The organism is Vibrio mytili (assembly GCF_049563345.1).
GTDB classification, from domain to species: domain Bacteria; phylum Pseudomonadota; class Gammaproteobacteria; order Enterobacterales; family Vibrionaceae; genus Vibrio; species Vibrio mytili.
On record NZ_CP110482.1, the window covers coordinates 496,461 to 511,180 of the forward strand.

The 14,720-nt window shown below is 42.7% G+C and carries 13 protein-coding genes; 9 read left to right on the plus strand and 4 right to left on the minus strand.

Translation table 11 applies throughout. The annotated features are described in order from the left end of the window. The first annotated feature begins 32 nt into the window (after positions 1-32). Entirely contained in the window at positions 33-734 is a 702-nt protein-coding gene (locus tag ONE56_RS15850) for a helix-turn-helix transcriptional regulator (protein ID WP_423841029.1), read from the plus strand. 64 nt (positions 735-798) lie between these two features. After that, complete coding sequence (locus ONE56_RS15855; RefSeq protein WP_331438838.1) at positions 799-1,158, plus strand: VOC family protein; 360 nt, start codon at positions 799-801, stop codon at positions 1,156-1,158. 195 nt (positions 1,159-1,353) lie between these two features. On the opposite strand, the gene tyrS is transcribed toward ONE56_RS15855, so the two are convergent. Together tyrS and ONE56_RS15865 are read right to left on the minus strand one after the other, a co-directional pair. Continuing rightward, positions 1,354-2,604, minus strand: coding sequence for a tyrosine--tRNA ligase (gene tyrS, locus ONE56_RS15860; RefSeq protein WP_423841030.1), 1,251 nt, complete (start codon positions 2,602-2,604; stop codon positions 1,354-1,356). 91 nt (positions 2,605-2,695) lie between these two features. Further along, positions 2,696-3,496: a response regulator transcription factor gene (locus ONE56_RS15865; protein ID WP_423841031.1), complete on the minus strand. Its 801-nt coding sequence runs from the start codon at positions 3,494-3,496 to the stop codon at positions 2,696-2,698. Positions 3,497-3,800: 304 nt separating this feature from the next. Between ONE56_RS15865 and ONE56_RS15870 the strand changes: the two genes are divergently transcribed. Next, positions 3,801-4,640, plus strand: coding sequence for an AraC family transcriptional regulator (locus ONE56_RS15870; protein WP_423841032.1), 840 nt, complete (start codon positions 3,801-3,803; stop codon positions 4,638-4,640). Between the two features lie 48 nt (positions 4,641-4,688). Next, positions 4,689-5,324 carry a LysE family translocator gene (locus ONE56_RS15875; RefSeq protein ID WP_041154552.1) on the plus strand — a complete coding sequence of 212 codons (636 nt, stop codon included), beginning with the start codon at positions 4,689-4,691 and terminating at the stop codon, positions 5,322-5,324. Between the two features lie 111 nt (positions 5,325-5,435). Here ONE56_RS15875 and ONE56_RS15880 read toward each other — a convergent pair whose 3' ends face one another. Beyond that, positions 5,436-6,347 (minus strand): LysR substrate-binding domain-containing protein, encoded by a 912-nt coding sequence (locus tag ONE56_RS15880; protein ID WP_041154553.1) that lies wholly within the window; start codon positions 6,345-6,347, stop codon positions 5,436-5,438. A 95-nt stretch (positions 6,348-6,442) separates the two neighbouring features. On the opposite strand from ONE56_RS15880, the gene ONE56_RS15885 reads away from it, so the two are divergent. The 3 genes from ONE56_RS15885 to ONE56_RS15895 all read left to right on the plus strand — a co-directional run bounded on the left by ONE56_RS15885 (position 6,443) and on the right by ONE56_RS15895 (position 9,979). Further along, entirely contained in the window at positions 6,443-7,363 is a 921-nt protein-coding gene (locus tag ONE56_RS15885; RefSeq protein ID WP_331438842.1) for a DMT family transporter, read from the plus strand. A 191-nt stretch (positions 7,364-7,554) separates the two neighbouring features. Next, a complete protein-coding gene (locus ONE56_RS15890; RefSeq protein ID WP_423841033.1) occupies positions 7,555-8,457 on the plus strand; it encodes a homocysteine S-methyltransferase family protein in 903 nt (300 codons plus the stop codon). Continuing rightward, positions 8,444-9,979 (plus strand): BCCT family transporter, encoded by a 1,536-nt coding sequence (locus ONE56_RS15895; RefSeq protein ID WP_423841034.1) that lies wholly within the window; start codon positions 8,444-8,446, stop codon positions 9,977-9,979. The genes ONE56_RS15890 and ONE56_RS15895 overlap by 14 nt, the downstream gene beginning before the upstream one ends. Before the next feature lie 285 nt (positions 9,980-10,264). Here the strand turns inward: ONE56_RS15895 and ONE56_RS15900 are convergent, their stop codons facing one another. After that, the gene (locus ONE56_RS15900; RefSeq protein WP_041154556.1) at positions 10,265-11,524 is read right to left on the minus strand and encodes an aromatic ring-hydroxylating oxygenase subunit alpha; all 1,260 of its coding nucleotides are present in this window, start codon (positions 11,522-11,524) and stop codon (positions 10,265-10,267) included. 385 nt (positions 11,525-11,909) lie between these two features. Here ONE56_RS15900 and ONE56_RS15905 point away from each other — a divergent pair, with 385 nt between their 5' ends. Together ONE56_RS15905 and glyA are read left to right on the plus strand one after the other, a co-directional pair. Beyond that, positions 11,910-13,037: a hybrid-cluster NAD(P)-dependent oxidoreductase gene (locus ONE56_RS15905; protein WP_041154557.1), complete on the plus strand. Its 1,128-nt coding sequence runs from the start codon at positions 11,910-11,912 to the stop codon at positions 13,035-13,037. Positions 13,038-13,394: 357 nt separating this feature from the next. Continuing rightward, entirely contained in the window at positions 13,395-14,657 is a 1,263-nt protein-coding gene (gene glyA / locus ONE56_RS15910; RefSeq protein ID WP_331438846.1) for a serine hydroxymethyltransferase, read from the plus strand. Positions 14,658-14,720 lie beyond the last annotated feature (63 nt).

Consider the following 14,720-nt stretch of genomic DNA (forward strand, 5'->3'; position numbering starts at 1 on the left):
TTATATGTATTCGTTATTTTATGGATTTTGTTATGTCCCGAAGCCAACGCCTACTAGATTTACTCCAACTACTTCGACGCTATAGATATCCAGTTTCAGCTGAGGAGCTAGCTAATAGGCTAGATGTGAGCGTTAGAACAATCTATCGAGATGTCGCAACTTTGCAAGCACAAGGCGCAGAGATCGAGGGAGAAGCTGGGCTTGGCTATATTTTAAAGCCGAGCTTTGATTTACCACCGATGATGTTTAGCTTAGAAGAGCTTGAAGCCCTTAGATTAGGAGCGGAATGGGTGGTAAAGCAAGCAAACGGAGAGTTTAGTGAAGCCGCTATAAATGCTCTTGCTAAAATTTCAGCCGTTTTGCCTCCTGAGCATGAAGCTAAGCATACTGAGAGTGTCATTAGAGTTGCTTCAGCTTTCAAAGTACCAAAACTGACAGTTAAGCTAGCCGAGTTGAAAACAACGATACAGAAAGGACATAAAGCAGAAATACATTACGAAGATGCAAAAGGACTGATAAGCAAAAGGGTTGTGTGGCCCATACTTATAGGTATGTTTGAGCAACACAATATTTTGGTTGCATGGTGCGAAACACGAAACGATTACCGTAATTTCCGTCTCGATAGAATCCAATCATTTTCGCAACTTGAGTCTAAATACACGCGTTCTCGTCATGCTTTACTTTCTGAGTGGGAATCCCTGGAAGGAATTGAATACAAACGTTTTCGCTACTGACAAAAACTGTCAGTACTTATGGTTACACTTAATTCATCCAATTTGAAAGTGAAGATTTATAACTATGTTAACTATTGATTCCATTGTTCTTTATGTAGAAAACGTTCAACTTAGCATGGCTTTTTATACGCGAGCATTTGAGTGTGAGTCCAAGCTTTTATCGCCGACTTTCGCTGTGGTCGAGTTTGCTAAAAACGTAAAAATTACCCTAAAACAAGCTGACGCGTTAACACCAACTAGCCCAATTCGAGGTGGAGGAACAGAGCTTTCTATTCCTGCAACTAATCGCGTTGATCTGGATAAGCTATTTGAAAAATGGAAACAACAAGGCGTGATCTTTGCTCAAGAGCGCGAAGAGTCTGTATATGGTATCAACTTTGTTGCATTAGATCCTGATGGGCATCGCTTGCGTGTGTTTGCTTAATGCTACTATAAGCAAACGTGACATGCTGGCTTACTTGCATCCAAAAAACCTAACAGCGGGTACATCTGGCTCAGAAGTGCCCCCATTTCTTTTTCAGGATTCTTCAATTAGTTGTTACGCAGTCAAATATTGAGATAGTTAAAGTAATGCGTTCCACCCTCATACGATAGAGCTGAGCGCACTACATTTTCTACTTTATATGCGTTTAATTAAGCAAAAATGCTTCTTACCGCGTTGAATTAACCAGTATTGATCAAATAGTGGGAAACCTAACTGTGAGTTGTCAGGTGCTATTTTTTCACCATTTACACTAATCGCACTATCTTCGATTAGCTCTCTGGCGATGCGTTTTGATTTCGCTAATCCTGATTCGATCAACAATTCTGCAATGTCCTGCTGAGTGCTTTCGATGCTTGGAATACCATCTAACTCTAGCTGTTTGAGTTCATTAGAACTCAGATTGTCGACACTGCCTGTGAACAAAGCTTGCGTAATACGCTCTGCGCTGAGTAGCCCTGATTCGCCATGAACAAAACGAGTCATATTTTGCGCCAAAATTCTTTGTGCCTTGGGTTTACCTTTATTGGTCTTATCCAGAGCTTCTATCTGATCGATTTCCTCACATGACAAGAATGTGTAGTATCGAAGAAGGTTATAAACATCAGAATCCTCTGTAGATAACCAGAACTGATAAAACATATATGGCGATGTTTTTTCCGAATCGAGCCAAACTGCTCCACCTTCTGTTTTACCAAATTTAGTACCGTCAGATTTAGTTATCAAAGGTAGGGTTAAACCAAACACTTGTTCGCCATTCTGACGACGTGTTAAATCAATACCGCTGACGATATTCCCCCATTGGTCATTGCCACCAATTTGTAAGCTGCAACCATGGTTTCGATTAAGCACTGCAAAGTCATAAGACTGGAGTAAACTGTAACTAAACTCTGTAAATGAAATGCCTTGTTCAGTCCTTTGTAATCGTTGCTTTACCGACTCACGATTGATCATATTGTTGACCGAAAAATACTTACCGACATCTCGGAAAAAATCAACGACATTAATATCTTTCATCCAGTCGGCGTTATTGACGATGGTCATGGGGTGGTTTAAATGAGGTTCCAATAATTGCTCAATTTGAACGGTAAGATCTTTGACCCAGCCAGCTACAGTTTCTTCAGTATTCAAACTGCGCTCGACGGCTTTAAAACTGGGGTCGCCAATCATACCCGTCGCGCCCCCAATAAGCGCTAAGGCTTGATGTCCAGCGTCTTGAAAACGTTTGAGCATGATGAGTGGAACTAAATGTCCAATATGAAGGCTGCCTGCGGTAGGATCGAAACCGCAGTAAACCGTTTGAGGCTGGTTAAGTTGTTGCTGTATTTGGTCTAAATCACTGGCTTGTGCAATCAAACCGCGCGCCTGTAGTTCCTGAATGAATGTCATCTATAGCGTCTTATCTGTATGAATAATGTGATATACAGATTAAGAATAGAAACTTATGTGCGATATATCCCTAAAGGGATAATAGGTTAATTTAGTGGGTAATAATATGGTTGAGGAAAATTTGGAAAAGTTCACTGAGGGATGCCACCCGTAGTTGAGCATAGATACGCTTTCGGTGATTTTTTACCGTTCCTTCAGTAATGTTTAACTGTTTGGCTATTTCTTTAGTATCAAGCCCTTGTAAGATTAAACGAACGACTTGCTTTTCTCTAGTTGAAAGCAAATCTCTGCCAAAAGAATCAAGGCTACCCTCTATGAACTCGCGTCTTTTTTCTGAGTAGGATTCAGGAGAAAAGACCGGTTCTGCAAGAAGGAATTCTGTTTGTTTCCAGTGTTGCTGACATAGTGATTGAATGATGGCGAAGTATGATTTTAATGTCTCAACGTTTGATCGCGAAAATGAATTGCTTGTATGGGTGCAACCTAAATAGATAACTACCCAGCGATCTGATTCAACTTTAATCAGAATACTTACTTCATCTTTCCAGCCAGTTTGTAGGTAAAATTGGTTACAGTATGTTTGATAATCCATATCTCGTTTGACTACGTCTTTTAGTGAAAAAACACCTTGTTGCTCATCAATGGTGAGCATTTTGTAGAATGGGTCATCTTGAAATGCGGAAGTGAGGTATCGGTCGAAAAGCAATTCACGGTTATTTTCAATAGAATCGTAAAGGTAAATAGGGTGTTTGCCTTTACGTAGACCGAGGATCACGGAACAGTCATGACTGACTATCGAAGCGAGTAAAGCGATTAACTTAGACGTAAAACTCGGTGATTTCAGAGAGGATATAGATTCTGCGAGTAAATTATTAAATTCCGATTCAACCATATAATATAAGACTATTAATAAAGGCTTAAAGCATAACGCAATTAACTAAATTGCTCAAAACAGTATTAATTGAATTTGGCTAAAAACGAGTTTGTACAACAGGGTGAGGGTTTTAACATCAGAAAGTAACCTAACCTTCCATTACGCAAACCCATACATCACATATTGATGGGTTTTTACCAAAAGGCGTTCGTTGTGTCACGAAACTCTTTACTTCATTTTTGCATCTTTATTCGCACTTCCACCATTGCGCGAAGTGACCCTGTGAAATACGATAACTGAACTGTTAAATTTGGAGATTACTGTGGGTAATACTGTTCGTGACATTAATCAGCATTTTTGGCTCAACAAAGCGCTTCCACATCTGACTATCCGCACCACATATAACAGCGTTCAGGGTTACAAAGCTCACAGCCACACGGAACTGTCAATTGGGATCATTGAGGCGGGCGTGACTTGCTTATCTATGCCAAAGGAGCAGATTGTCCTACATGAGGGGGATATTGTTCTCATCGAGCCTAATATGGTTCATGCCTGCAATCCTGTTGACGGTAAGCCTCGCAGTTATCATATGCTTTATGTCGATAACGAGTGGTGCTGTGAAGTGCTGTCAACCTTATATGGATATAAGGTTACTCAATTTACTTGTGACCAAAACCTGCTCTCTGACGTAGAAAGTGACTCTCATTTATCAGGTTTAATCTGCAGACTAATAGAATGCGGGTCTCAAGAGCTGGCTGCAGAAATAAATAGTCATTTGTTCAATCTGTTGAGTCATTACTGTTCTCCGCAACGCAATCAAGAAAACGACAATGAATTGGCTTATAAGGTGAGAAATCGCTTATTGAGGGACATAGCCCAACCTTCCTCACTAGACATTATTTCTCAAGAATTCGGGCGACCAAAGGAATCACTAATCCGTAACTTCAAGAGCCGTTTTGGTATAACCCCTAAGTCATTTCTAAATAACAATCGTGTTGAAAAGGCAAAGTTTTTATTGAAATGCGGCATGAACATCGTTGATGTTGCCACTGAAGTTGGCTTTTCAGATCAAAGCCAACTTCATCGCGCTTTTGTTAACTATACGGCTTCTACACCAAGACAATATCAGCAGATTACGTCAATTTTCGACAATAATTCGTAAACGGAAAAAACTATAGTCTGAGAACAATTTGATTATAGGTAGCCATTAATGTTGTTCTCAACCCTTTTCCCCGTCGCATTCCCAGTGCTAGCCTTAGCGCATTTCGTTGCGTTATTGAGTCCTGGGCAAGATTTTTTCCTAATTGTAGCTCATTCAATTCGACACAGGTTGTACGGAAGTCGTTATATCTGCCTTGGTGTTGCGTTAGGAAATGCAATCTATATTGCGATAGCGATACTGGGTTGGACGAGTATTCGTGACAATCAAGTCGTCTTTTCAGTGGTTGAGATATTTGGGGCTATTTACCTTTTGTGGATTGGTACAAAGCTATTAAAAAGTAAAAGAAATAACTCTCTTTTGGATGCAGAACAAAAGAAAGTCCCCTCAGCGATGAATCAACTGATATTGGGGCTCAATTCAGCACTGTTGAATCCAAAAAATGCATTGTTTTATATGAGTATTATGGCAGTCATTCTAGGAAATGAAGTTACGCTAACTCAGCAAATATCTTGTGGTGTATGGATGTTCCTTGTCGTTTTGCTTTGGAATTTATTGATTGCTACCACAATTGGACAACCTCGCGTACAAACATACCTAAAGCAAGGTATACACATAATAGAAAGAAGTGCGGGGGTCGTTCTGATTTGTTTCGGTGTCGCTCTGTTGGTAAATTACCTACCTTAGTCAATTTTCGGATTTCGGATAACTCGCATGTTGGCGCACAACTGACTCATTGACAGCTGCAATTTCTAGCGTAATGGCGATAAAGCAAGACCCTGGTTGCTAACGGTTATCTCAAGTAGGGCTAACGTCGTCATTAAACTCACGGCTTAACCAAGATTTTAGAGCGAGAACATTTTTGTTGCGAAGCTTCTCAGGTTTGCACACAAAGAAAAATTCCTGGTGAGGATTTTTAACTGAAGTTCCTAATTCTATTAGCAAGCCATGTTTAATTTCATCGCGAACGAATAGGCGGTGCGTGACAAAAACGCCCAATTTGCGAATTGCTGCCTGAACCGCATGGATTGATGCGGTAAAACTCAAATAATTATGCTGCTTAGGGACTGGGAGTGAGTTGCCCTGACACCAGACATTCCAATCATCTTTTCTGCGAAGGTTTTCCGCATAAATCGCGGGGTAATGTTGTAATAACTTAGCCGCGGAAGGAGCTTCCTGAAAGTCATCCAATAAATCTGGATTGCACACTAGCAACAGTTCATCGTCTCCGAGCTTTTCGCAATAGTAGTCTTCCCATTCGTCAGTTGTCCCGTGAATGATAGCAACGTCTATGCCTTCTTGGTTTAGGTCAAAAGAACCGATTAAGTTTGAGAGACGAATATCCACATCGGGTGCGTAACGTTGGAAGCTATCGACTCTTGGTACCCACCAATGTATTGCCAGTGAATTGACCATATTAAGTGTAATTCGATTTGATTGAGGCTGATGAGTTACGGCTTCAGTTGCAGTGACAATCGTTTTCAATGCAGGGGCAATGTCATTGTAGTACTTTTGGCCAGTGGCGTTTAACTGAACATGTCTGCCAACGCGTTGAAACAATGGTTGGTCGATGAGTGACTCAAGACTTTTTATCGCTTGGCTGATTGCCGAGTGGCTTACGCTAAGTAAGTTGGCGGCTTCGGTCATACTTCCGGTCTCTGCAACAGCGACGAACGCGTAAAGAGACTTCAAAGGTGGTCTTCTGTTCATGTGTAAGCTTTTCTAACAGGTTTGTTTAAATATATTCGTTTTTTTCGTCATTGTCATTGAACTAGTATGAGCCTGCCAATAGGGAGGATATCATCTTGTTTAAGAACCACGCTGTACCTTATATGCTTGCTTCAACGTTCAGTCTGTCGTTGATAGGTCTTCTTTTAAAAAAACTAACTGAAATGATGAGTATGGAGCTTCTTACGTTTCTGCGTTTAATCATTCCAGCACTATTACTGTTTGCGATCGTGCTGGCAGCAAAGCATCCACTACCGTCTCGCAAAGTAGTCAAGCCAATTGTGATTCGAGCACTTTGTATTGCAGCATGCCAACTCTGCTTTATTGCATCATTGAATTCGCTCACACTGGTGGAAAGTTCGGTACTTTTTGCAACGGGACCGATCTTTATTGCCGTTTTAGAAAAGTTACTTTTTAAGGTAAGGATTAAGGTTGAAACGAAATTTAGTTTAGTGGCTACTTTTGTTGGCGTTTTGATGTTAACTGGGGATGTCTCAGGTATTCAGTTTCGGCCGGAACTTTTGATTGGTTTAGCCTCAGGCTTTTTTAGTGCTGGTTCACAAGTGAGTTTGTTTCGCGCCAGCAAAGATGACGTGAAGCCTTCTGTGCTTAATAGTTGGACATTTCTTATCGCCGCTATAAGCGTACTGCCGTTGTTGTTTATCTCAGGCTTGCCTGAACTGGACATGCAGATAATGCTACACCCCAAAGACAACACATTGGTGTGGGTATGTTTGTCAGGACTATCGTTGTGCGTAGTAGCCAATCAACTCTTACGTTCAAAAGCATACACATTGGCAGAAAGCAATTCCCAGCTTGCATCGCTAATATTTACCAATCTGTTGTTTACGGCGGTATGGCAGATCCTGTTTTTTGATGAGAAATTTTCTAACTATCAGCTGATAGGGATTGCACTCATCATTATTGCAGCGTTAATGAACAATCTGACAGCCAAAATAGTAAGGCACATTTTTCATGCAAAAGCTCATCATGTTTAAAAGGGACGTTTACGCTAAGGTCCTGTGCATGAACAAGATTAGGAGGTCTTTTTCGATGCAGTCTGCTTTGCGTTCCGGGCAGTGGCTTAAGATGAATTTTCTTCATGTTGATAATGAGCAAGAATCACTTTTGCTTATTGCAGATTGTGATTCAATAGCAGTCTGATTATTTAGCAGTACAGAAGTCTACAATGGCAAAGGTAATAATTTTGGATGGTGGCATGGGGCGCGAACTCAAACGTATTGGCGCACCTTTTTCTCAACCACTATGGAGTGCTCAGGCACTGATCGAATCTCCTCAGTTTGTGAAGCAAGCTCATCAAGGTTTTATTGATGCTGGCGCACAAATTATCACTGTCAACAGCTACGCCTGTGTCCCTTTTCATTTAGGAGATGAGTTGTATGCTGAGCGTGGGTTCGAACTTGCGCAAAGTGCTGCGAAGATTGCCCGTGAAGTGGCGGCAGAATCTCAGCAAGAAGTCTGGGTCGCAGGTTCGCTTCCTCCAGCCTTTGGCTCATATCGCCCAGATCTGTTTGAAGCCGAAAAAGCGCGTGAAATCAGTGCGGAGTTGTTTGATGCTCAAGACCAATATGTGGATGTCTGGCTTGCCGAAACGGTAGCGAGTCTTGCTGAAGCTGAGGTGATCGCGTCGGTGTTAGATAAAACAGATAAGCCTTGTTATATTTCATTCACTTTAAAAGATGATGCGGAAAGTGCGTCGTGTCTTCGTTCTGGAGAACCGGTGACGAGTGCCGTTGAAGCACTTTTAGATACCAATGCGGCGGGTGTTTTCTTTAACTGTTCGGTCCCTGAGGTGATTGAGCAAGCCATTAAAGATGTAAACCAACTACTTGATCGCACAGGAAAAGCTCTGACTATTGGCGTTTTTGCTAACAGCTTTGCACCTATCAAAAGTGGTCACCAAGCCAATGATACCATTCAAGAGATGAGAACCTTCTCACCACAAGAATATCTAGAGTTTGCAAAAACATGGCATCAACTCGGAGCGTCCATTATTGGTGGGTGCTGTGGTATTGAACCCGCTCACATAAAAGTGTTGGCAGAGTGGGGGAATACGGATGAAGAATCTTAATTTTGGCCTTACTATCCCCGCGATAGTGTTAGTGATCCTTTTATTGTTCTTTTCTTCCATGCTCCCTGAACAATCTCAGGCAATGGCTGGTAATGCAATGGCCTTCGTAAACCATTGGTTTGGTTGGTTAGTGCAGTTAGCGAGTTTAGCTTTAGTGGGCTTTCTATTCTGGCTGGCGTTTTCGAAATACGGTGATATCCGTTTAAGTGATGACGAGCCTGAATACTCAAACTTCTCCTACGGCGGGATGATCTTTACTGCTGGGGTAGGCGCTTCGTTGATCTATTGGGGGATTGGAGAGCCTATGTATTACTTACAGTCTCCTCCCTTATTTGCCGAAGCAAACAGCTATGCTGCCGCAGCATGGTCAGTCACATATTCTATTTTCCATTGGGGCATTACTGGCTGGGCGATTTATTGCTTCCCTGCCATTCCATTTGCTTATGCTTTCTATGTGCAAAAGAAACGGACACTAAAGCTGTCTACGCTCTGTGAGCCTGTGGTAGGGAACAACCCGATACTGGCAAAGTGTATTGATCTGGTTGCTATCTTTGGCACCCTGGCGGCGTTTGCGAGTTCGCTTGCCTTAACGGTAACGTTGTTAAGTACGGGTGTATCTGAGTTATTGGGTATTGAAAATACTTTGATGCTGCAAGGCGGGATTATCTTCCTGTTTGTCGCGGTTTTGTTTGTGGTTACGTTGGTGGGTTTCAATAAAGGGATCAATAAGGTCTCGGACTACACTGTAATTTCGGCGATTGGTTTTGCCTTGTTTGTGTTATTTACGACAAACACACCATTTATTCTGAACAATTTCACGGACTCTTTGGGAGTCATGCTGGATAGCTTTTTCCGTATGTCACTTTGGACTGACCCAGTTCAGCAGAGTGGTTTCCCTCAGGGCTGGACGCAATATTACTGGTTTTGGTACTACGCGTACCTCATCATGATGGGGTTATTTATCACCCGCATATCACGGGGTCGAACGATTCGCGAAGTGATTTTGTACACCATCTCGATGGGCTCTCTGGGTTGCGCGTTCTTTATTTCTATTTTTGGTGGATATGCCATTTGGGCGCAGCTTATTGGTGGATACCCAGTGCAGGAATGGATGAGTGACGGTGGACTGACTTTTGCCGTGGTGTCACTCATTAAAACGCTGCCAGCCAATGGTGTAATTCTTACGGTTTTCTTGGTGATTCAGTTTTTCTTAATGCTGACGACCATGTCGAGTGCAAGTGTGGCGACTTCCATGCTCACAACTAACCAGCTTTCGTTGAGCGGTGATCCCGATAACAAAGTCAAACTATTGTGGGCTGGCGCCATAGCCCTGATCAGTTTCAGTGTCTTTTTGAGTGGCGGCGGCATAAATACCATAAAATCGTTATGTGTTGTCGCGGGACTGCCAATGATGTTCATTTACGCCATTTTGGTGAAGCAGTTAATGATGCAACTAAAAGGCAAAGAAGCACAACAAGAGTCGTCAGAGGTTCAACTGCAAGCGAAAGAAGCAACAGTGTAGAATCGCTACATGGTAATCGATTCGTATTAATAGAGCTCAAGTATGCAAAAAACGAAATGAATTGCGCTGAATGACAGTAAAAGTGTGGTTGTTTGATATTCGTTAGCGCTTTCTTAATTTTCCACTTTTGGGGATAAAACTTACGGTGGTCCCGTTTCACTGCAGAAAGATGAAAAAAAGCCCTATCATCAGAGTGATAGGGCTTTGGTGGGTGTGGAGCATTGCAGATCTGCAGTTTGTTGACGATAGATTGCTAACGATAGATGGTTAGCAATAGATCGTTAACTACAGCTTTTCTTGAATTCGGTCTGAGTACCAGTTAACGAAATCAATGACACCAAACTCGTAAGTTTTCGAATAAGGGCCAGGTTCGTAGCTGAGAGAGTTGATCCCACGTTGGTTCTCTTCACCTAAACGACGGTCTTGTTCGTTAGTTGCATCCCATACACGACGAAGATTTTCAGGATCGTAATCCACGCCTTCAATCGCATCTTTGTGAACGAACCATTTGGTGGTAACCATAGATTCCTGAGCTGAGATCGGCAGCACGCGGAAAACGATAAAATGGTCGCTTTGCATATGGTTCCAAGAATTCGGCAGGTGCAAAATACGTAGTGAACCCAACTTGTCGTTTTTAATGCGACCTAGCATCTTTTTAGAGCTCGGTGCGCCATCGATCGTCATGACCGAGCTACCTTCTTTCAGAGGCATACGCACAAGACGGTTTCTGCTGCCATACTTTTTGTGTTCGTGCGGGATCGACTCTGCGTCCCATTCCGCCGCCATACGTTCGTAGTATTTTAAGAATTCTTCTGTTGCGCGAGGGTCGTTGGTGTCGTCCCATTCCAGAAGCGTATTGAGCAGTTCAGGGTGGCTACCGTTGCAGTGATAACATTCACGGTTGTTTTCAAGAACTAGCTTCCAGTTAGCTTTTTCATACATATTCGACTCGACGGCAATCTTAGTGTTTTCGACGTCGTACGGTTCCATGTACTCTTCTAATGTAGCGAGAAACTCATCAAAGTCTGATTCTGGTGGATTGTCACCAAGGCAAACAAAAATAAAGCCACCAGCGGTCTTACAATGAACTGGTTTGAGTTTATGTTTTTGCATATCAAACTCATCGCCCATTTCAGTACCGGCAAACAATAAGTTACCTTTGGTGTCGTAAGTCCATTGGTGATAAGGACAAACTAAATTGGCCACTTTACCTCTGTGCTCTAAACAAATACGAGAGCCACGGTGACGACAAGCATTGTGAAATGCGTTCACTTGGCCTTCGGCATCGCGGACAATCAACACAGGGTTCTGCGCGATTTCTACCGTAAAGTAATCACCTTTGGTTGGCACTTCACTTGTCATACCGACAAATAGCCACTCTTTCTGGAAGATCTCTTCCACATCAATTTTGAACAGCAGTGGGTCATTGTACAGTGGACGCGGTAGTGAATAATCTGGACGTCGCTCACTGAGCATTTTTTTCATTTCTTCTCGAGCGACTTCGATGCTCGAGTAGCTAATGTTGAGAATATCGTTTTGTGTCATTGTCTATCTTCTTCCAGAAAATGTGGACGATATGCCCGACTAGGGGCTTCCATGCGTTTGGGACAACAGCCTTATTATTAGTTTTGGCTAACAGCCTTACTAATAGTAGGTCGATGGCTGGCTCGGAGATATCCTGCCATTATTGGTAGGTTAAGAAGTGGTCTAAATGCGACACTGACTATGCCTATTTAAGACACCGAATCATATATTTTATTTGAGGTGACTGTTTTGGATAAGGCCGTGTCGTTAATAGACAATTAGCAAGGGTCATTTTAATCAAAATAAGCACAACCCATGGAGGGAACCCAATACTACCAGTGCCAGCAAGAACGACTAGGTCAATGTTGGAAGTGCTTGAAAATGAACCGTTGCGGAGAAGCCGGATATGAATACCCCAACTAACTCTCTAGCCACCAGTGGCTCTTTTATACCTGTAGAAACTCAAATTTGGGATAATGGTCGTCATGCTGTTCGCTGCGTAAAAACCATTCAAGAGACTTGGGACACCAAAACATTTTGTTTCATGGCCGATCAGCCGACGATGTTTTTCTTCAAACCTGGACAATTTGTCACGCTTGAACTGGATATTGAAGGCGAACAAGTGTTCCGTTCTTACACTATCTCTAGCTCACCTTCTGTGCCTTACAGTTTTTCAATCACCGTGAAGCGTGTACCAGGAGGCTTTGTCTCAAACTGGATTCACGACAATTTAGATGAAGGCTCCGAGCTTGCAGTTCATGGACCGGTAGGGAACTTCAATAGTATTGACTTCCCTTCTGAAAAGGTACTTTTGTTGTCAGGAGGAGTCGGCGTCACGCCACTGATGTCAATGGCACGCTGGATTTATGACACCAATAGTGATGTCGATGTAACCTTTGTCCATAGTGCGCGCACACCTCGCGACATCATCTTCCATCGCGAACTGGAGTTCATGTCTTCGCGCATCGCGAACTTCCAACTTCATCTTATCTGTGAGCGTTTGGAATCCGGACAAAATTGGTCCGGATACCGCGGTTATTTAGATGATATTAAGCTTTTGATGATCACCCCAGATTTGCATGAGCGCGAAATTTTCTGTTGTGGACCAACGCCGTATATGCGCGCGGTGAAAAACATCTTGGTGAAACTTGGCTTTAACATGGAACGTTACCATGAGGAAGCGTTCGGTGAAGCACCTGCTGGGGTAGAAGAACAAGCGGTTCAAGATGCAGAAATTGCAGCAGAAGAAGCGGATCTATTACAGGATAGCGATCTTATCGAAGTGATGTTCACGGAAAGTGACAAACAAGTTCAGGTTGCTCCGGGTGAAACCGTCCATGCCGCAGCCGCCAAAGCTGGGCTGACAATACCCAAAGCATGCGGTATGGGTATTTGTGGTACATGTAAAGTGAAGAAAGTAAAAGGTGATGTCGAAATGAGTCATAACGGAGGAATTACCGATGAAGATGTCGCTGAAGGATATATTCTTTCTTGCTGTAGTGTACCGAACGGAAATGTCGTTATTGAGTGTTAAACTTTCCGTCATGTAATTACATTGGAAATATGAACTTCTGTAATATTAATGCATGTAATGCAGAATGATTTGTAATAAATATACCCAAAAACCTTCGTAATATTGATAAGGTTTGGGTATGTCGTTAAATATATTAGACATTGATTTATATCGGGATTTTAGCAGGGTGCAAGCCCTGCTTTTTTTGTTTAATAATAAATTTAATGATGTCGCAAATCCGCAGATTTTGTCGTATTTACGCAAGCGCGATATTGCAAATTAATTACTATTGAGTTGTCGATTAGGTTTCATTCGTAACGATTTAAATTCGTTGTCGTGCCGTAAACCTTCAAGGGAAATAAGTTTCAAGGAGAAGATATGTTTAACAAAAACCAAAATATCGAAACGTACGACAATGAGTTGTGGGCGGCGATTGTAAAAGAAGAAGAGAGACAAGAAGATCACATCGAGTTGATTGCGTCTGAGAACTACACCAGCCCTCGCGTTATGCAAGCGCAAGGCACAAAATTAACCAACAAGTATGCGGAAGGCTACCCAGCAAAACGCTACTACGGCGGCTGTAAATACGTTGATGATGTGGAAGTTCTGGCGATCGAACGAGCAAAACAGCTGTTTGGTGCGGAATATGCCAACGTACAGCCACACTCTGGCTCTCAAGCAAACGCTGCCGTTTACATGGCTTTATGTGAACCGGGTGACACTGTGTTAGGTATGAGTCTTGCTCACGGTGGTCACTTGACGCATGGTTCCCATGTTAACTTTTCAGGAAAAATTTATAACGCGGTTCAGTATGGTCTAAATGCTGAAACGGGTGAAATTGACTACGAGCAAGTAGAACAATTGGCGCTAGAGCACAAACCAAAAATGATTGTCGCTGGTTTCTCGGCATATTCTCGAGTGGTTGATTGGCAACGTTTCCGCGATATCGCCGACAAAGTTGGAGCTTACCTATTTGTTGATATGGCACACGTCGCAGGTTTGGTTGCTGCAGGCGTTTACCCAAGCCCAGTCCCTTTTGCGGATGTCGTCACCACAACGACTCATAAAACTCTACGCGGTCCTCGCGGTGGTTTGATTGTTTCTCGCGACGCAGAGCTAGAGAAAAAGATCAATTCTGCTGTTTTCCCTGGTGGTCAAGGTGGCCCATTGATGCACGTAATTGCAGCAAAAGCAGTGGCGTTTAAAGAGGCGTTAGAGCCAGAATTTGCTGAATATCAGAAACAAGTCGTGGTTAACGCACAAGCAATGGCGAAAGTCTTTATTGAGCGTGGTTTTGATGTTGTCTCTGGCGGTACAGACAACCACCTATTTTTGCTTAGCCTAATTCGCCAAAAACTGACGGGTAAAGCAGCTGATGCAGCACTGGGTTTGGCTGGCATTACCGTGAACAAAAATGCGGTACCGGATGATCCACAATCGCCATTCGTCACTTCAGGCCTACGTATCGGTACGCCCGTAATTACTACACGTAACTTTGGTGAGTCTGAGTGTGAAATGTTAGCTGGTTGGATTGCCGACATTCTTGATGTACTTGATGACCCTCAAGCGCTAGCAAGTACGATTGAACTAGTAGGAGGCAAGGTTAAGTCACTCTGTCGTGATTTCCCTGCATACCAATAACCTGGGTACTAACAATCACCTGCGTACTAAAAATAGCAGAAGATATTTTGTTTTAGCTGAAAT

Coding starts and splice junctions, on each gene's coding strand:
- ONE56_RS15850 (WP_423841029.1), top strand. CDS start 33: ATGTCCCGAAGCCAACGCCTACTAGATTTACTCCAACTACTTCGACGC.
- ONE56_RS15855 (WP_331438838.1), top strand. CDS start 799: ATGTTAACTATTGATTCCATTGTTCTTTATGTAGAAAACGTTCAACTT.
- tyrS (WP_423841030.1), bottom strand. CDS start 2,604: ATGACATTCATTCAGGAACTACAGGCGCGCGGTTTGATTGCACAAGCC.
- ONE56_RS15865 (WP_423841031.1), bottom strand. CDS start 3,496: ATGGTTGAATCGGAATTTAATAATTTACTCGCAGAATCTATATCCTCT.
- ONE56_RS15875 (WP_041154552.1), top strand. CDS start 4,689: ATGTTGTTCTCAACCCTTTTCCCCGTCGCATTCCCAGTGCTAGCCTTA.
- ONE56_RS15880 (WP_041154553.1), bottom strand. CDS start 6,347: ATGAACAGAAGACCACCTTTGAAGTCTCTTTACGCGTTCGTCGCTGTT.
- ONE56_RS15890 (WP_423841033.1), top strand. CDS start 7,555: ATGGCAAAGGTAATAATTTTGGATGGTGGCATGGGGCGCGAACTCAAA.
- ONE56_RS15895 (WP_423841034.1), top strand. CDS start 8,444: ATGAAGAATCTTAATTTTGGCCTTACTATCCCCGCGATAGTGTTAGTG.
- ONE56_RS15900 (WP_041154556.1), bottom strand. CDS start 11,524: ATGACACAAAACGATATTCTCAACATTAGCTACTCGAGCATCGAAGTC.
- ONE56_RS15905 (WP_041154557.1), top strand. CDS start 11,910: ATGAATACCCCAACTAACTCTCTAGCCACCAGTGGCTCTTTTATACCT.
- glyA (WP_331438846.1), top strand. CDS start 13,395: ATGTTTAACAAAAACCAAAATATCGAAACGTACGACAATGAGTTGTGG.